Raw genomic sequence first — 17,601 nt, 5'->3', positions numbered from 1 at the left:
TCGCGGGGGGCGCGGTGGTGCGAGGTGGGGGGTGTGGGGCGTGCGCCGGGGCGAGGGCCGTCGGATATGGGCGGTCGCGCCCGATCGGGGCCCTGGTCGTCGGGAGGGTTGCTGTCGCCTGGCCGTTGGTGCCGCATGCCGGACCCACCTTCGCGGCCGGGGCAGCCGGTCGGGTGCGGTGGCTGCGCTGTGCGACCACCATCCCGAGCGCGCGAGCGCGCCGCGCGTCGGATGCGCCCGTCCGCGCGCAATCTGTACGCCGCTCGGGTGTCGCGACGGGCTGTGGGGTGTGGCGCGGCGGGCGCTGGCCGGGGCGGGGCCTCTGCCCGTCGGGAGCGGTACGCGGGCCCGCTTCGTACGCCACACGGACCCCGTACGTCCCCCGCATTCCGCCGGGAACGGTCTTTCCCGGGCCGCGCTTCGCGTCGAGGTGTGCCCATGACCTGCGGATACGTGGCTCTACAGGTTTACGGCGACCCCGCCTTTCGAGCGTGTGTTCCAGTTCACATCGAGTCGCGAAATATCCGGGGAGGGGCTCCCCGTTTAACCGGGTGACTTCAGAAACGGGGACAGGTTCCCCGGTACGAGGACTTGAGACCTAGGTCCCAAGGATCGTCCGGGGGCGGGAAGTGACGGAGCGGCACGGGGGGCCGGAGGGCGCGCGCGGCGCGTCCGTTGGTGCCCGCGTCGCACGACCACACGACCGAGGAACCGCGGAAGTCGGCGGCGGCCGCAGGCACCGCAGCAGTGTCGCTGCGGAGCCGCGTGGCGACCGTGCCAGCAGCGTGCGTCGGCGTGACAGAAGAGCAGAAACCGTGACGAGCGGGGGCCCGAGCCTCCGGCCATCGAAGGGAGAGCGGTCGTGACCGCCACCAGCTCCGCGAAGGTCTCGCAGCCCCGGTTGCGCGCGGACGCGTTGCGCAACCGGGAGCGGATCATCGCGGCGGCGCGCGAGGTCTTCGTCGAGCACGGGGCCGACGTCCCTCTCGATGAAATCGCTCGACGGGCTGGGGTCGGGAATGCCACGCTCTATCGGCACTTCGCGGACCGTGGCGAGCTGATACACCACGTCGCGCTCTCCGTCATGGATCACATAGCCGACCAGGCGGAGGCGGCGAGGGTCGAGGAGCCGGACGCCTTCGAGGCGCTGCGGCGCTTCGTACACCAGGCGGCCGGGATGGGAGCGCTGTGCCCACTGATGTCACACACCGCTGACAAGGAACATCCTGAGTTGGTTGCCGCCCGACACCGCCTCAACTGCGGCATTGAAGCCCTGATGAGGGATGCCCGCGAGAGCGGTCAGCTACGGACCGACATAGACGTCGGTGACCTGATGGTCGCCGTCACCCAACTCACGCGACCGCTTCCTGGCCTGGGGGCCACGCCCCGGGGTCGCGGTTCCGGGTGTGGGGTGAGCTGCGTGGACTTCGATCAGTTCGTCCACCGGCACCTGCAGTTGTTCCTGGACGGCCTCGCGACGCCGGCCCGCTCCGTACTCCCCGGCGCGGCAGCAACCATGGAGGACCTGCGCCCCACGACCTGAGCACCTGACCTGACGTTTCTCTTCTCTTACCGCGCCGCAGACAGTCACCACAGGCGCGCTTTTGCCACCATCCGGGCCCTGCATGCCTCCCGCGTCGCCGGCCCGCCGAGTCCCCGATCTTTCACTCCCGTATCGCTAGGTAGGCCCACTCATGCCAGAAATGGCCAAGCAAGCTGACCCACGGCGCTGGAAAGCGCTGATCTTCATCGCCCTCGCCCAACTGATGGTCGTGCTCGACGCGACGATCGTGAACATCGCGCTCCCCTCGGCGCAGGAGTCCCTGAACATTTCCGAGGGCAACAAGCAGTGGGTCATCACCGCCTACGCCCTCGCCTTCGGTGGTCTGCTCCTCTTCGGTGGACGCCTGGCTGACCTGTGGGGACGTCGTCAGACGTTCATCATCGGCCTGCTCGGCTTCGCCGCCGCCTCCGCCCTCGGTGGCGCCGCGGTCAACACCGGCATGCTGCTCGGCGCCCGCGCCCTGCAGGGTGTGTTCGGCGCACTGCTCGCCCCCGCGGCCCTGTCGCTGCTGGCGGTCATGTTCACCGACCCGAAGGAGCGGGCCAAGGCGTTCGGCGTCTTCGGTGCCATCGCCGGTGGTGGCGGTGCGGTCGGTCTGATCCTGGGTGGTGTGCTCACCGAGTACATGGACTGGCGCTGGACGTTCTACGTGAACATCCCGTTCGCCGCCGTCGCCGTGGCCGGCGCCATCCTGGTCATCAGCGAGCCCAGCGACAGCCGTAACCCCTCCAAGCTCGACATACCCGGCGTGGTGCTCGCCACCACGGGTCTGGTCTCGCTGGTCTACGGCTTCACCCGGGCCGAGGAGGACGGCTGGACCGCGGGCGCCACCATCGGCCTGTTCATCGCCGCCGTGGTGCTGCTCGCCGCGTTCGTCGTGGTCGAGGGCCGGGTCAAGAACCCGCTGCTTCCGCTGCGCGTGCTCACCGAGCGCAACCGTGCCGGCGTCTACATGTCGCTGGGCCTCGCGGTCATCGGCATGTTCGGCCTGTTCCTCTTCCTCACCTACTACCTGCAGATCGTCAAGGACTACAGCCCGGTCACGACCGGCCTCGCGTTCCTGCCGATGATCGCCACGATGATCACCGGGTCGACCCAGATCGGCGCCCGCCTGATGACCCGCGTTCCCCCGCGGCTGCTCATGGGCCCCGGCTTCCTGGTCGCCGCCCTCGGTATGGGGCTGCTCACCCAGCTCGACACCGACAGCTCCTACGCCGGGCTGATCCTGCCGGCCATGCTGCTGCTCGGCCTGGGTATGGGTACCGCGTTCATGCCGGCGATGAGCCTGGCGACGCACGGCGTGCAGCCGCGTGACGCGGGCATCGCCTCCGCGATGGTGAACACCTCGCAGCAGGTCGGCGGCGCCATCGGCACCGCGCTGCTCAACACGATCGCGGCCAGCGCCACCACCGAGTACTTCAAGGACCACGCGCAGGGCGCCACGTCGGCGAAGAGCCTGCAGCTCACGGCCCTCGTCGAGGGGTACACGACCGCCATCACCTGGGCCGTCGTCATCCTCCTCGTGGCCTCGGCGATCGCCTTCACGTTCGTCAACACCGGGCCGCAGAGTGGCCACGGTGCCGCCGCCACCGGCGATGGCGCGGAGGACGACGTCCCGGTGCCGGTGATGGCCCACTGACCCAACTCACCGCCCTACCGGTGCCGAGCAAGGCGCTCGGGTGGGAGTGGATGGACAGCGGCTGCCGCGCCCGATGCGCGGCAGCCAGGCAGGGGGCCCCCGCCGTTGGACACGTTTGGCGACAGTGTCCGGCGGCGGGGGCCCCGCCGCGTGTCCGCACGGCACGGCCGGTCGGCCGGACGGCGCCGGTCGGCGCCGGTCGGCCAGCTTGGCGGAGCGCCGCTGGCCGGTGCTGACGGCGGTCGGTCCCGGGTGGTGGGCCTACGGCCTACGCGGCGGGCGCAGGGCGGCAGTGAGGGTGCGGGGGAGGTGCGATGTGGTGGGGGGTGACGGTGTGGTGAGGGTGCCCCGCGCGGTGCGCGGAACGTCGGAGCGCGAAGGCGCGGGGGAGCGAAGGTGTGAGGCGCGAGGGTAAGGGGTTTCAGCGCAGCCAGGGGAGGTCGGCGCGGCCACACTCAGGCTGGAGGCCCTTGGCGATGGCGCGGCAGATCTCGCCGAGTTGGCTGACCTGTTCGGCCGAGAGGCGATCGAAGATCGCGTGACGGACCGCCTCGACGTGCCCGGGCGCGGACTTGCTGAGCACCTCGTAGCCCTCGTCGGTGAGCACGGCGTTCTGGCCGCGCTTGTCGGAGGCGCAGTCCTCGCGCCGGACCCAGCCGTACTTCTCCAGCCGGGATACGGCGTGCGAGAGGCGCGAGCGGGTGATCTTCGCGCTCCGTGCCAGTTCGGTCATCCGCATCCGCCGCCGTGGCGCGCGTTCGAGCAGCACCATCAGGCCGTAGTAGGTGTGCGGCATGCCGGCGTCGCGCTGCAACTGACGGTCGAGGTGGTCCTCAAGAAGCGTGGAGGCGTGCATGTACGCCTGCCAGGTCTGCTGCTCCTCATCGGTGAGCCAGCGCGGCTCGGGCTGGGGTCCACTCGTCATGACAACCACTGTTTCATTCCGGAAGCTCTTCTTGAAGTTTAAACAAGTGCGAGTTGCAGCCATTCCCCGAGCGTGACGGGCCACCCGGTTCCCGGTACGGAGGGTCACCCCGCCTCGCGCCGGCGCTCCCGGCGCGGGCGCGCGCAGGGCGAAGTCCGGCCCACCTGACGCGGTACGTCAGGTGGCCGGGGCAGCTCAGTGCATGGTCCACCAATCGACGGTGCCCGCACGGTCTTTTGATCATCTCCGCACGCGTGGAAGGGACTCTCTTGACGCTTGTGTTGGCCGAGAACGTTCGTTTGGGCGCCGTGTCGTTCCGCCGGACGTTCGCCGGCTGCCGTCCGGTGGGCGCCTCGCGGGCGTTCTGGGGCGGGGCGGTGTGGCGTCATCGGCGGCGGCCCCGTCGGCCCCGTGCGCGCTCGCTGAACCTGACCGAAAGGCATCGTGCGGCCCGTATGCGCCCACACGCGGCGCGAGGGCGTGGGTCAGCGGGGCGCGTCGATCATGGACTGGGCGTGCAGGGCCGCCGCGAGCGCGCGGGCGTCACCATCCGGTGCGGCGGCCGCCACGTCCATGGCGGTGTCCGCGAACTTGATCACGTGCTCGTCCCCGTGCGCCGCGGCCTGCGCGAACACCTCGTCGGGCGTCATGCTCGCGGCCTGCTGGGCCTGGGCCGTCGGGGCCGACAGCCTTTCCGCGGCCCGGTCGTCCGCGGCCTGGTCGTCTGCGGGGTGCTGCTGGGCGGGGTGGTGCTCTGCCGGGCGGTCGCCGGCGAAGTGGGGCGCGGGCCGTGGTGCCGCGGGCCCGTAGATCATCATGAGCGCGGCCACGGGCGGCCACACGGCGCATAGCGAGGGCGCCCACAGCGCGCGGGGCAGCGCGGGCAGCGTGCGCAGCACCGCGTTGGGCGCGGTGGCGGCGTGCACGAGCATAATCGGTTCGCCGTGGCCGTGGGTGGCGTACCGGTGGGTGCCGGCCCGTACGAGCCGGCTGAGCTGCGCGTACGCCAGGTCGGGGTCGTCTGGTACGTGCAGCGCGCCCATTGCCTGCTGCCAGCCGGGGACGGTGGGTACGCGGGCCAGCCGGTCGCGGATGCCGCCGCTCTGGTCGGCCAGACGGGGGAGCGCTGCGAGCGCTGCCGCCGGGGTCGCAGCGCCGCCTACGTCCACCGCGCCCGGCAGCGGCTGGTGGCGGGCGGCCCAGTAGCCGAGGGCCTCGGCGAGTTCGGTCAGGCGTGGGCCGCTCGGGGCGGGCGAGGTGTGGGAGGCGGTGGGGGCGTGTGTCGCCGGCGAGCCTGCTGCGGTGTCGGGGGTCGTGTGGGCGGTGTGCGTGGCGTGCGCGGCCCGTTCGGCGTCGAGCAGGGTACGGACCGCGTGCCCGACCCGGATCACACCATGGGTGGCGGAGGCGAGGATTCCGGGCAGAAGGCGGGGCCACCACACTGTCAGAACCTCGCGCCAGGGCCGCTCGGCCAGTTGGCGGGCGAAGTAGTCGGCCCAGTCCGTGAGGTGCCGGGGGTCGCCGAGCGCCTGCCGCCAGGTGGTCTCGGTGATGGGGGAGACCCGGCGCGGCCGGTCCTCCAGCTTGCTGTCGTAGTAGTCGAGCCAGCGGTGCACGGTGGCCGACTGCCCGCGCCTGACCAGTGCCTCCACCGCCATGGGCGCGTGGTTGGACAGCCAATCCTCGCGCTCGGGGCCGGTGCTGTGCAGTCGTTCGAGAGCTTCGTCGAGGATGCCGCTCGTGTCGTCCATGGGCGCACGCTAGGCAGCCGCGCCGTGACCCGGAACGGTCGCGAGGACCAACCACGTCTAGTCCCTGCGGCCGGCGACCATGGACCTGGGCCCTGGCTCTCTTGACGCGTGGTGCGCGGCGCGTGGTGCGGGACGCGTGGGGGTGATGCGTGATGCGGGACGTGTGATGCCGGGGTGTGGCGGTCCACGCGACGGCGGGTGTGGGCGTGGGGGCGGTGGTGCGGTGGTGTGGTCGGTCGCGGCGGCTGGTCAGCGTGCTCGGTTGCGGAAGACGTACAGGGCGCAGATGCCCATGATCGCGCCGAGTAGCAGGCCCATCATGGACGCCTTGAACACGGTTGCGCCGCTGAGCCCGTACAGGAATCCGAAGGCGCAACCGAAGGCCACCGCGTACGCGAGCGTCTTCACCTCGGTGATCATCGAACCCTGGCGGCGCCCGATGGCGTAGCAGACAGCGAAACAGACGGCCGCCGCGATCAGTCCGACGATCGTGGACTTGCCCGCCGACGAGCCGCCGTCGTGTTCCAGGAAGCCGACGTAAGCGCCGAAGAACAGGCCCAGCGCGAGCGGGATGGACCAGGCGTAGGTGTGGTGTTCGACGTACCGCGCCGTCGCGCCCGGCTTGCGCGGGCGCGCGTGCCGGGGGCCGTGTGCGTGAGGTTGCGGATGCGTGTGGCTGTGCGTCATGACGGGACCCCTCTCTCTCGTCACCCCGGGCTGTCTCTCTCGTCACCCCTGGCCGTCACCCCTGGTCGATCGGCAGGGCACACCCTCCACAGCACACCCGGTCGCGGCGCCCGGCAACTCGATCAGCCGGTTGGTCTACTGTGACCTGCGAAGACGGTCATCCGGTGGGTGGCTCACCGCGGGGCGGCGCGCGGCATGCGGCCGCTGGCGGGACCTCGGTGTGGCGGGGTTTCGGTGTAGCGGGGGAGCGGGGTGCGCCGGCGCGGGGTTGTGCGGGGTGGCGGTTGAGTGGTGAGAGCGGGCCGAACCTGGTTACTCGTGCAGGCGACCGGGCCCTGACGGTCTGGGGGGACCGATGGGGCGCGGGCCGGCCGGGCCGCGCGGGGCCGACTCCTGTCCGGTGCCGCCACCTGGGCTTTCCATCGCCGGGCGGCCGGCGGGCTGAGCAACCAGATGGCGATGTATGCCGTCTACAGGGTAGGAGCGTGGACGCGGACGACGCCGCTCGGGAGCGTGGAACGCGGCGACGGACGTGATGGCCGTCTCACGGGCGCGGCGTGGGCCGGCAGTCGGACAAGCGTGGGGGCCGCCTCCGGTACCCAGCCTGACCTGCGCTTCCCGATGATCCACTGACATGTGGCCTCCCTTGCGGCGGGACAGGGTACTGCATGATCACGAAAATTGCGGCGCCGGCCGGGAATTCTGTCCGGTTTCCGCTCGTTGTTTCCATCGGACGGGGTACTTGCAGGGTCCAGACCCTCTATCCCGACCAGCCCGATCCCGCGACCCACTCATCGCAAGGGAGCACGCATGGCAACCCGTGCCGTCGCCCGTCGTCAGGCCACCAACACCGGTTCTGACGGGGCAAGCAGCGTTCGCGCCGTAGGCGGGGAGATCGCCGACCGCGACCTGGTCGGCATGTACCTGGACGAGATCGCACGTACGCCGTTGCTCGACGCGGCCAAGGAAGTCGAGCTGTCCCAGGCCATCGAGGCTGGGGTGTACGCCCAGCAGATCCTCGACGGCGAGGTGGACGAGGCCGAGGCAGGCGGCGCGAGCCGCGCGGAGCTGGAGGCACTCGCCGCCGAGGGCGCCCGGGCGAAGGACGTGTTCATCCGCTCCAACCTGCGCCTCGTGGTAGCGGTCGCGCGCCGGTACCCGCGCAGCGGCCTGCCCCTCCTCGACCTGATCCAGGAGGGCAACGCGGGCCTGGTGCGTGCGGTGGAGAAGTTCGACTACGCCAAGGGCTTCAAGTTCTCGACGTACGCGACCTGGTGGATTCGGCAGGCCATCACGCGCTCCATCGCCGATCAGTCGCGCACCATCCGGCTCCCCGTCCACCTGGTCGAGGAGTTGGGCCGCATCCGTCGGGTGCAGCGCGAGTTCAACCGGGAGAACGGGCGCGATCCGGAGCACGCGGAGATCGCCGCCGAACTGGGCTCCACCCCGGCGCGGGTCGCGGACGTGCTCGACTGGGCCCGTGACCCGGTGAGCCTCAACATGTCGGTGGACGACGAGGGCGAGACCCAGTTCGGTGACCTGCTCGAGGACACCTCGGCGGAGTCCCCGGAGCAGTCGGTCCTGGTGATGCTGCGCCGCGAGGGCCTTGAGGACCTGATCGGCCGGCTCGACGAGCGCACCGCCTCGATCATCAAGGCGCGCTACGGCATGGAGGACGGCCGCGAGCGCACCCTGACCGAGGTCGGTAAGCAGCACGGACTGACCCGCGAGCGCATCCGACAGATCGAGAAGCACGCCCTGCTCGAACTGAAGAAGATGGCCCGCGACACGGGCTTCGACGCGGCGGCGTAGCACGCCACGACGCTGAGGTCGGGCGACGCCCGACCTCAGCGCCCCCAAGACCAGAGCCCCGGTGCCACTCCCCCCCCGCACCGGGGCTCTGCCCTGTTTGGGGGCTTCCCCCTCGCCCCTGTTACCGCCAAGCTGCAGGACACCACGGAACGGGCGCTGGTCGTGGTCGACCAGCCCGCATCGATCGGGGCCCTGTCGCTGGCGGCCGTACGGGACATCGGCTGCCGGCGAAGCGGCCCGGGTCGCAAACCGGCTGCATGACCTGCTGACCCACATCCGTCCGTCGCTGGAGCGGGTGCTGAGGCCGCGGTTGCGACACCCGGCCGTCCCCACCCTGTTTGGAACGGTTCGTATCCCGGGCCCAGATACGCAAGGTCGGCCGTCGGTGACTTATCACCTTGCTGCGGCCGAAGGCGCCGAGGATGGCCGAGCGGCTGGTTGAAGAGATCTTCGCCGCTGTGGGCGACCCGGCCTCCCGGGCCTATTACGACAAGAAGAGCGCTCAGGGCGAGCGCCACACCCAGGCCCTGCTCTGCCTCGCCCGCCGGTCCTGTTCGAGCTGCTCCGCCATGAACCTTCAACGGGCCCCAACCGGCTGTGGCGGGGGGAGGAGCCCAGACCGCTCGATCAGTCCTCGGGCTGAAGCCGGTGACGAGCGGCCTCAAGCCGCTGGTCATAGTCAGGCGCGAACAGCTCGGGAAGGGCCTTGTCGAGTGTTCCGGCGATTCGATGGAGCGGTGCCCAGACCGCTGGATCGTCGACAACGCGACTGAGGTCCGTCATCTGGAGCTTCTCCAGCCAGTGCGACAGCACCAGGGCTTCGTCACTCGTGAGCTTGATCGTGACCTGGCTATCACTCATGCACACCCCTACGGCTCGGCCTGCCTTGACCGCACGAACCTACTGACCTTGGACCTTGACCAAACACATAGGAGCACCCCCTTTCATGGCCGCATGGCCTGCGCCCACGTCGGCGCCGCTCTCGGCGGGCGGCGCCGTCCGCCCGCGTCGCTTGAGCTCGTTCGCGCCGCGTTTCCGGCCACGCTCTCGCCTCGGGCTGCGCCGGGTCGCCATCCGACGCCTGAGACTGCCGATCGAGAGCACTCCCTGACACCCCGTCCGCCGCCGCTCCTCGACGGCCCCGTCCGCCGCCGGGCTATTCCCTCGCCTCCTGTTACGAACCGGACAGCATCGCGCAGCTCAGGCAACCGGGCGGAGCCCGGTCAACTCCCGGTCGACTCAGGTGACCCCGCGCAAGCCAGGGCGCTCCGCGCGGTTCGCGCACCCTGCGCAGAACAGGGTCAGGGCCACGGCCAGAGCCGGAGCCACGGCCAGAGCCGCCAGAGTCAGCAGTCAACAGCCACAGCACGGCTGTACCGGACACCGGGCAAGGCCGAGACTCGCCCGCCAGCCCGCCAGCCCGCCAGCCCGCCAGCCCGCCAGCCCGCCAGCCCGCCAGCCCGCCAGCCCGCCAGCCCGCCAGCCCGCCAGCCGGCGCCGCTGTCGAGCACCCGCCGCACCGGGCTGGCTCAGGGCGCTGGCGCGGCGTACAGGTCCCGGTAGGCAGGGAAGACGCCGCCTGGACCGTCCACGCTCTCGGCCGCGAGTATCGCGTCCACCACTGCCCGCATGAGTACGTCCGCCCCGGCGGTGAACACCTCGTTGAGGGCCCCCGCCGCCGCGTGCACCCCGAAAGCCGGGTCCGAGGCCAGGTCCCAGGTCGGGTCCGCGGACTGTGGGCCCGAATCCGAATCCGAATCCGGATCCGAACCCGAAGCCGAGCCCCAACCCGAACCCGAAGCCGGGCCCATGGTCGCGCCGGTGGCGGCCTGGCGCAGCAACGGCCGTTCGCCGGTGGCCAGCGCGAACACGGTGTCCCCGTCGGAGAGCAGGTGCACCGGCCGTACGGCGCGGGCCAGCCCGTCGTGCGCGGTGCCCGCCAGCTTCTGGGCCTGGGCGCGGGTCAGCGTCGCGTCCGTGGCCACGACGGCGAGCGTGGTGTTCAGCGGTGGCCGTACGGAAGCGGCCGAGCGTCGTTCGGACTCCTCCCGCGCTTCCCGAAGCCGCCGCTGGGCCTCGACATGCCGCTCGTGCGGCACCGCCTCACCCAGCGGCGCGTCCACCCCGTGCCTCCCATAGTGATCACCATCGGTGCCTCCGGCGCCGACTTGGTCATGCGGTTCGAAGAGGGTGCCGTACAAGCGGCCCGTTGTCGGGTCGATCGGCAGGCCAGACGCGTTCACCGCGACGAGCGCGGCGACCGTGATGCCGGAGGGCAGCACCACGCTCGCGGTGCCGATGCCGCCCTTGAGGCCGCCAGCCACCGCTCCGGTGCCCGCTCCCACGTTGCCGCGCGCGCAGACCGCCCCGTCCCCGTGGTGGGCAGCCGCAGCGGCGGCCTCCCGGCCGAGCGCGGCGTCGGGGCGGGCACGCCAGTCGCCGCCGCGGCCGAGGTCGAACAGCGCGGCTGCCGGGACGACCGGTACCACCTGGACCGGCTCCGGGCCGACCCGGAATCCACGGCCCCGCTCCTCAAGCCACGCCATCACTCCGGACGCCGCGTCCAGGCCGAAGGCGCTGCCCCCGGTCAGGACGATGGCCTCCACCTGCTGCACCAGGTTCCGCGGATCGAGCGCGTCGGTCTCTCGGGTGCCGGGCCCGCCACCTCGTACGTCCACCGCGGCCACCGCGCCGCCCGGCGGGGTGAGGACGACGGTGGTGCCGCTCAGCCAGCCCTCGCCCTGTCGCTGGGCGTGGCCCACCCGGAGACCCCGGACGTCCGTCAGGGCGTTCCGCGGGCCTGGCCGGGGGCCGCCTCCCGCCGCTGTCGCGTTGCTCGAACCGGTTCCGGCGTCGTCAGCGTCCACCATGGGGCCATGCCTATCACGCGGCTCGCACCGGGCCGGTGGGGCGACGGAGCGAAGCGGGTGCGGGGCGGGGACGGGGCGGTAGCCGGATCGGTGGGCCGTGGCGAGGCGCCCCGCTCGGGGTGATCTGGCGCGGCGCGTCGGGCGAGCGGCTGGGCTCGGCCACGGTGCGGCGGAGGTAGCGTGGCGGGCGGCGACCAGCGGGTCGTTGGCGGGCCCGAGCCGCCCGCCGGTGGGCCGTGGACGGGGCGCCGACGGGGTGAGCGAGGCCGGCCTAGCCGTCGAAAACCGCCTCTGACGTGCGCGTATAGCGTTCGTTGATCGGACGTCAACGCCAGCCCGCCACGCTGTTCTCATGTTCGCCGTATCTGACACCACCGCATCAGCCACCGCCACCACCCTCTCCGCCGCCGTGACCACGCCGGCGGCCGTATCGGGTGGCTCGGGGGAACCGGTGGCGTTGCGTTGGGTCGGCGAGCAGGGGCGGGCCGAGGAGTTCACCCACACGCAACTCCTCGACCAGGCGACCCGCGCGTCAAGCATGCTGACCGAGCTTGGCGTGTGCTCCGGTGACCAGGTGGCCGTCATGCTGCCCCTGGTGCCGGAGTCGGTCGTCACGACGCTCGCCTGTGGCCGACTCGACGCGTCCCGTGTCTCGCTGCCCATGAGGGAACCGGTGGGGGCACTGCGCGAGCGGATCAGGGAGTCCGGTGCACGCGTGCTGATCACCGTGGATGGGGTGCTGCGGGATGGGCGGGCGTACGGGTTGAAGACCGCCCTCGACCGGGCGCTGATGGGATGTCCCGAGGTGGAGGCCGTGCTGGTCGTGCATCGACTGGGGCTTCCGGTCCGTTGGGTTGCGGGCCGGGACCACTGGTGGCACGAGAAGCTGGCCGCCACTCGGTAGACCGAGGGCCACACCAGAGGGGCAGGTACGGGTGATCCTGCCCCGCCGCGTTCTGCGGCTGCCGGTTGGGGGACCGGCAGCCGCGACGCGGTCGCCGCCGAGCATCGCTCCGGCACGGGGGACCGGAGCGATGCTCGGCGCCATGCCGCGCGGCGGACGTACCCTGGGGGCATGAGCACCGCCCCCGCCTCTGAACCGCGCGATCCGGCTTCCGCGCTGATCTTCGACGACCCGTTGGCGCAACAGTCCTCGGACGATACGGACCAGGGATGGGGCGAGCGGACTCCGAGGGCGGGCGAGGGCGGCTCGGCCGACTTGGCCCGCTTCCTCGACGAGAAGCCGCCCCACCACCTGTAAGAGGACCCGGGTCGGTGGGGCGGCTTCGCCGCTGCCGCCGTCGGCCGCCCAGAGAGGGCGCTCCCGACCTCGCCGGACAGCGCGCGGCAGCGGCGGAACGCGGCGCCTAGCGCTCGGTCGGCGCCGGCCCCGACTCCGAACCACCGTCGGCCTGACCGGCGGAGGCCGGTCCACCGCGCTGCGCGACCAGCACGTCGCGGATCTCGCGCAGCAGCTCCACCTCGCTGGCCTCCGCCTCGGCGTGCTCCACCTCGGCCTGCTTGTCCCGGGCCGCCTTCCGCGCCAGGTAGCGCGACATGGGCAGCATCATCAGGAAGTACACGACCGCGGCCGTGATCAGGAACGTCAGGGTGGCGCTGAGCACGGTGCCCCACATGATGGGGACACCGCTGACCACGTCGCCCGCCTCGTTCGTCTTGCACGGGCCCTTGAGACAGGAGCTGTACCTGTCGAGGTCCTTGGTGCCGAACGCGCCGACAAGCGGGTTGATGACGCCCTTCACCACCGAGTTCACGACGTTGGTGAACGCGGCACCGATGACGACGGCTACCGCCAGGTCGATGACGTTGCCGCGCATCAGGAAGGCTTTGAAGCCCTCCAGGACGCTCTGCTTCTCGTCGGTCGCCGAACTGCTCACGGCCGTGCCTCTTTCCACTATCGGATTTCCAGATTCCGCAACTTATGGCACGGTGCGGCAGCGCTGTCCAATCCGCCCACCCGATTCCGTGAGTTGACAGCACACGAGCGCGAATCATCGCCGCACCACCGCCAACCGCGCGGCGAGACCCGTGCCGACCAAGGCCGTCGCGGTCTCCCGGGGGACGGAGAGCACCACGAGCGCACCCTCGCCAGGAGCGGTCTCGCGTGCCGGCGGCACGTCGACCACGCGAGCGGCATGCGCGATCACGCGCGGGCCCGCGGGCGGGCCGTCATCGGCGGCGGCTTCCCGCTCGGCCGGCCGGTCCCGGGGCGCGGCATCGGCCGCGGCCGACCCGTGTGCCCCGTGGGTCCCGTCGATTCCGCCCGAGCCATCGGCCGCGCCAACGGCTGATGCGGGCGCCGGCCCGGCCGCGAGCGAGCCGGTCCAGCCGGCGTCGGGCGCGGTGGCCAGCACATCCACGAGGTCGCCCCGGCGCAGCAGCCGTACGACCCCGGCGTCGGCGATCCGCACCGCCGCCACGCGCCGGTCGTCCGTCGGGCGCCCGCGCTCGTCGCCGGGCGGGTCGGTGGGGCGAGCCGGGGGAGGCAACGCCGGCGGTGCGCCACGTACGTCGCCGGTGTGGGGAGTGCCGGGCGGGGTGGGGGAGGGAGCCGAGGAGGGCGAGTACTTGTCGTCCGTGGGGTTCGCCGCGACCGCCGAGGCCAGCGCCGCCACCGCCAACAGGGCGAGGGCCGCCCTGCGTCGTCGCTTGCGGAGCACGTGGTGCAGCCGATGCCAGCGTGTCTGGCGCACGCGCACCGGCTCGAACAGGGGTAACCCGCGCGGCGCGGGGGCGGCCCGGCCGCGCCCAGGCGCGGCGTCCGGTGAGCCACCCGGGCCGGCCACGGGAGTCGGCGGTTGCCGCGCCGAGTCGGCGCGGGGGACTGTGGAAGGGTCGTACGCGGACATGACGAACACCACCTGCCGTGCGGAGTCGGGGCCCTGTGGCCTGCACACCCCACGGTGCACGCGTTCGGAGGATCGCGTGAGCGGCTGTGGACGGCCGCTGGGCTGTGGATAACTCCGTCACCCACTACCGCCCCGCGCCAGCCCAAACCCGACTGGGCCAACCCAACCCCAGCCCGGCGAGGGCTACGGCAGCTCGATGCCCAGGTCGCGCCCCTCGTGGGCGCGAGCGCAGACGCAGTCGCGTTCGGTCGGGTCGGGGAGGGCGGCCACCGCGTCGAAGAGGACGTCGCGCAGCCGGTCCAGGTTGTTCGCGAAGACCCGCATGACCTCCTCGTGGGAGACGCCGTCGCCCGCCTCCGTGCCCGCGTCCAGGTCGGTGACCAGGGTCAGCGACGTGTAGCACAGCTCCAGTTCGCGGGCGAGCACGGCCTCCGGGTGGCCGGTCATGCCCACCACCGACCAGCCCTGCGCCGCGTGCCAGCGCGACTCCGCGCGGGTCGAGAAGCGCGGGCCCTCGATGACGACGAGCGTGCCGCCGTCCACCGGCTCCCAGTCGCGCCCGCGCGCCGCCTTGAGCGCCGCGAGGCGCCCCTGCGGACAGTACGGGTCGGCGAACGTCACGTGCACCACGTTGGGCCGGGGCCCGCCGTCGGGGAGGGGCTCGCCGTCGAAGTACGTCTGCGCCCGCGCCTTCGTACGGTCCACGATCTGGTCAGGGACGAGGAGGGTGCCCGGTCCGTACTCCGGGCGCAGCCCGCCGACCGCGCACGGGCCGAGCACCTGGCGCACGCCGACGGAGCGCAGGGCCCACAGGTTGGCGCGGTAGTTGATGCGGTGCGGCGGCAGGTGGTGCTTGCGGCCGTGGCGCGGCAGGAAGGCGACGCGTCGGCCGGCCACCTCGCCGAGGAACAGCGAGTCGCTGGGGGCGCCGTAGGGCGTGTCCACGGTGTTCTCGGTCACGTCGTCGAGGAAGGAGTAGAACCCCGACCCGCCGATCACCCCGATCTCCGCCTGGGGCGCGGGCTTCGGTGCTACCGACGGTGCTGTGGTCTGCGTCTCGGCCATGCGGGTCACCCTAATGGCGTCGCGCGCGGCCCGTGCGTACCGGGCCACCCGCGAACGCGGAGCGCGCGCCCGCGCACCGGCCCGCACGACCACCCGTACGCCACCCGCGCGACCACCCGTACGCCACCCGCGACCACCCGTGCGCCACGCGACCTGCGCCAACCCGCACGCCCCAACACCCGTTTCCCGACCGCTCCCGTTCACGACGGAGACCCCGACCGCTCCCCGTACACGACGAAGCCCCTGGCCAGCCTCCGGAGAGGCGGGCCAGGGGCCACGAAAAAAGAAAGGGGTAGCGACCTCGGATGACCGCGACAACGACGCGGCAGTCACCGCGCCGCGACAGTCGCCACGACCACGACCACGACTACGACCGCGACCACGCACCGCGCCCAGGACCACGGCCGCGCCAACGACAGCGGCAGTCGAGCGGCCGGGCCGGCGCCGGACGGCAGCCGGGACCGGAACCGGGACCGGGTAGCGGCGCCTTAGGCGGCCGTGGAGCCCTTGGCCGCCGCGGGCTTGCTGGTGCTCGACGTGCTCGTGCTGCTCGACGAGGAGGTCGAGGACGACGACGAGTCGGACGACGAAGACGAGGACGAGGAGCCCGACGAAGCGGACGAGTCCGAACCGCTCTTCGTGGACTTCGACGAGCCCGGGGTGCTGCTGGAGGAGGCGCTGCGGCTGTCGGTCCGGTAGAAGCCGGAGCCCTTGAACACGACGCCGACCGCGGAGAACACCTTCCGCAGGCGTCCCTTGCAGCTCGGGCACTCCGTGAGCGCCTCGTCGCTGAACTTCTGCACCGCTTCAAGGCCCTCGCCGCAGGCGGTGCACTGGTACTGATAGGTCGGCACGTGATCCTCCTGGCACTCTCACTCAATGAGTGCTAACGACGATCCATAGTGCAGCATTCCGCGGCGTCAGTCCACCGTGACGGCCTCGCGGTGACCGACCCCACGTGTGGAGCCGCTCACCACCGGGCCCGTGGACGGGGTGGCGAGGCGCCCGCGGAGCAGTACCAGGGTCGTCAGCGCGAGCCCCGTACCGGCCAGCGGGACCACGAACCCGGCGCTCGGCCCGAAGCCGTCGGCGAGCTGGCCCGCGGCGGTCGCGGCGCCGGCCTGGCCGAGCGCCACCGCGCCGGTGAGCCAGGTGAACGCCTCGGTGCGCGCGGTCGCCGGAACGAGCGCGTCCACCAGCGTGTACCCGGTGATCAGCGCCGGCGCGATGCACAGCCCGACCAGCAGCCCGAGCGCGCCGAGCAGCGGCACGGCGTGCACCGCCCACAGCGCGGAGGTGGCCAGGGTGAGCAGCGGATAGGCGATCAGCAGCCGTTGCTGCGGGCTGCGCCGCCAGCTCAGGGCGCCGCAGACGATGCCGGCCACCATGTTGCCGGCGGCGAAGACGCCGTACAGGACGCCGTTGATGCCGGGCTGGCCGATCTCCTCGGTGAAGGCTGTCAGCGAGACCTGGAGGCCGCCGAAGACGGAACCGATGCCGAGGAAGACCACGGCGAGCACCCGCACGCCCGGCACACCGAGGGCGGAGGTGGCCGGCCGGTGCGCGCCGCTCTCCTCGCGTCGCGGACCGGGCGCGCCCGCGCCCCCCGCGCCCACGGTCCCCGTACCCCCGGCTTCCGCGCCCCCGGCTCCCGCGCTCGCCCGACGCGCTCCCCAGCGCGCGGTGCGCGCCGGCGTACGCGGGCGGCTCGGCGCGGGCTGGGTGCGGCGCTGGGCCGCGAACAGCAGGCCGCCGACGAGCGTCAGGGACGCCTCGGCGAGCAGCCCCGCGGCCGGGTGCGCGCCGGTGCACAGGGCGGTGGTGAGCACCGGGCCGATCACGAACGTGAACTCGTCCGTCACCGACTCGAAGGCCGCCGCCGTCGTCTGGAGCGATGCCCGGCCGCCGCTCGACGCCCCCGCCCCGCCGTCGCCGAGCAGCGCCGCCCAGCGGGCCCGGACCATGGGCCCGACCTGGGGAACCGAGGCGCCGGCCGGCACCGCGGCCACGAACAGCGCCCACAGGGGCGCGCCGCCGAGCGCGAGCACGGTCAGCAGCGTGACCGAGGCGGCGTGCGTGAGCACGCCGGGGACCAGCACGGCCGCCTGCCCGAAGCGGTCCGCGAGCTTGCCGCCCTGCGGCGCGAAGACCGCCATCGAGACGCCGGCCGTGGCCGACACGGCGCCGGCGATGCCGTAGGAGCCGCTGGTGTGCTGGATGAGCAGGACGATGCCGATGGTGAGCATCGCGAACGGCTGTCGGGCCGCGAAACCTGGCAGCACGAACGACCAGGCGCCGGGCGTGCGCAGCAACTGTCGGTAGCCGGGCTTGCCCGCGGCGTAGATCGGACCGGGTGCGGATCGATCGGCGCCGCGGGAGCCGCGTGCGGTGCGTCGGGTCGGGCCCGCCTCGACGGGT

The 17,601-nt window shown here is 72.4% G+C and carries 15 protein-coding genes and 1 pseudogene; 6 read left to right on the top strand and 10 right to left on the bottom strand.

The window, feature by feature from the left end; all coding sequences use genetic code 11:
* Positions 1 to 862 precede the first annotated feature (862 nt).
* Positions 863 to 1,543, top strand: a complete 681-nt coding sequence (locus tag OYE22_RS12160) for a TetR/AcrR family transcriptional regulator (RefSeq protein ID WP_277320433.1) — start codon at positions 863 to 865, stop codon at positions 1,541 to 1,543.
* Between the two features lie 151 nt (positions 1,544 to 1,694).
* Positions 1,695 to 3,203: an MFS transporter gene (locus OYE22_RS12155; protein ID WP_277320432.1), complete on the top strand. Its 1,509-nt coding sequence runs from the start codon at positions 1,695 to 1,697 to the stop codon at positions 3,201 to 3,203.
* Positions 3,204 to 3,624: 421 nt separating this feature from the next.
* On the opposite strand, the gene OYE22_RS12150 is transcribed toward OYE22_RS12155, so the two are convergent.
* From OYE22_RS12150 to OYE22_RS12140, 3 genes are all read right to left on the bottom strand, one after another.
* Positions 3,625 to 4,128 (bottom strand): MarR family transcriptional regulator, encoded by a 504-nt coding sequence (locus tag OYE22_RS12150; protein ID WP_277320431.1) that lies wholly within the window; start codon positions 4,126 to 4,128, stop codon positions 3,625 to 3,627.
* A 485-nt stretch (positions 4,129 to 4,613) separates the two neighbouring features.
* Positions 4,614 to 5,879: a questin oxidase family protein gene (locus OYE22_RS12145; RefSeq protein ID WP_277320430.1), complete on the bottom strand. Its 1,266-nt coding sequence runs from the start codon at positions 5,877 to 5,879 to the stop codon at positions 4,614 to 4,616.
* Positions 5,880 to 6,128: 249 nt separating this feature from the next.
* Positions 6,129 to 6,566, bottom strand: a complete 438-nt coding sequence (locus OYE22_RS12140; RefSeq protein WP_277320429.1) for a hypothetical protein — start codon at positions 6,564 to 6,566, stop codon at positions 6,129 to 6,131.
* Between the two features lie 810 nt (positions 6,567 to 7,376).
* On the opposite strand from OYE22_RS12140, the gene OYE22_RS12135 reads away from it, so the two are divergent.
* Positions 7,377 to 8,378 (top strand): sigma-70 family RNA polymerase sigma factor, encoded by a 1,002-nt coding sequence (locus tag OYE22_RS12135; protein ID WP_277320428.1) that lies wholly within the window; start codon positions 7,377 to 7,379, stop codon positions 8,376 to 8,378.
* Between the two features lie 156 nt (positions 8,379 to 8,534).
* Positions 8,535 to 8,839: pseudogene (locus OYE22_RS12130) on the top strand (IS110 family transposase); the annotation flags it as partial.
* A 166-nt stretch (positions 8,840 to 9,005) separates the two neighbouring features.
* Here OYE22_RS12130 and OYE22_RS12125 read toward each other — a convergent pair.
* Complete coding sequence (locus OYE22_RS12125) at positions 9,006 to 9,239, bottom strand: hypothetical protein (protein ID WP_277320427.1); 234 nt, start codon at positions 9,237 to 9,239, stop codon at positions 9,006 to 9,008.
* A gap of 668 nt (positions 9,240 to 9,907) precedes the next feature.
* Entirely contained in the window at positions 9,908 to 11,248 is a 1,341-nt protein-coding gene (locus OYE22_RS12120) for a P1 family peptidase (protein WP_277320426.1), read from the bottom strand.
* A 352-nt stretch (positions 11,249 to 11,600) separates the two neighbouring features.
* Here OYE22_RS12120 and OYE22_RS12115 point away from each other — a divergent pair, with 352 nt between their 5' ends.
* A complete protein-coding gene (locus OYE22_RS12115) occupies positions 11,601 to 12,152 on the top strand; it encodes an AMP-binding protein (protein ID WP_277320425.1) in 552 nt (183 codons plus the stop codon).
* Between the two features lie 171 nt (positions 12,153 to 12,323).
* Complete coding sequence (locus tag OYE22_RS12110; RefSeq protein ID WP_277320424.1) at positions 12,324 to 12,509, top strand: hypothetical protein; 186 nt, start codon at positions 12,324 to 12,326, stop codon at positions 12,507 to 12,509.
* Between the two features lie 106 nt (positions 12,510 to 12,615).
* On the opposite strand, the gene mscL is transcribed toward OYE22_RS12110, so the two are convergent.
* The 5 genes from mscL to OYE22_RS12085 form a co-directional block, all read right to left on the bottom strand.
* Entirely contained in the window at positions 12,616 to 13,146 is a 531-nt protein-coding gene (gene mscL / locus OYE22_RS12105) for a large conductance mechanosensitive channel protein MscL (protein ID WP_277320423.1), read from the bottom strand.
* A 114-nt stretch (positions 13,147 to 13,260) separates the two neighbouring features.
* Positions 13,261 to 13,962, bottom strand: coding sequence for a hypothetical protein (locus tag OYE22_RS12100; RefSeq protein WP_277320422.1), 702 nt, complete (start codon positions 13,960 to 13,962; stop codon positions 13,261 to 13,263).
* A gap of 339 nt (positions 13,963 to 14,301) precedes the next feature.
* Positions 14,302 to 15,183 (bottom strand): S-methyl-5'-thioadenosine phosphorylase, encoded by an 882-nt coding sequence (locus OYE22_RS12095; protein ID WP_277320421.1) that lies wholly within the window; start codon positions 15,181 to 15,183, stop codon positions 14,302 to 14,304.
* Positions 15,184 to 15,671: 488 nt separating this feature from the next.
* Complete coding sequence (locus OYE22_RS12090; protein ID WP_277320420.1) at positions 15,672 to 16,037, bottom strand: FmdB family zinc ribbon protein; 366 nt, start codon at positions 16,035 to 16,037, stop codon at positions 15,672 to 15,674.
* Between the two features lie 66 nt (positions 16,038 to 16,103).
* The gene (locus tag OYE22_RS12085) at positions 16,104 to 17,528 is read right to left on the bottom strand and encodes an MFS transporter (protein WP_277324105.1); all 1,425 of its coding nucleotides are present in this window, start codon (positions 17,526 to 17,528) and stop codon (positions 16,104 to 16,106) included.
* Between the last annotated feature and the right edge of the window lie 73 nt (positions 17,529 to 17,601).

The sequence above is a fragment of the Streptomyces sp. 71268 genome, from assembly GCF_029392895.1.
Classification (GTDB): domain Bacteria; phylum Actinomycetota; class Actinomycetes; order Streptomycetales; family Streptomycetaceae; genus Streptomyces.
This window is presented reverse-complemented; position numbering and strand designations above follow the sequence as displayed.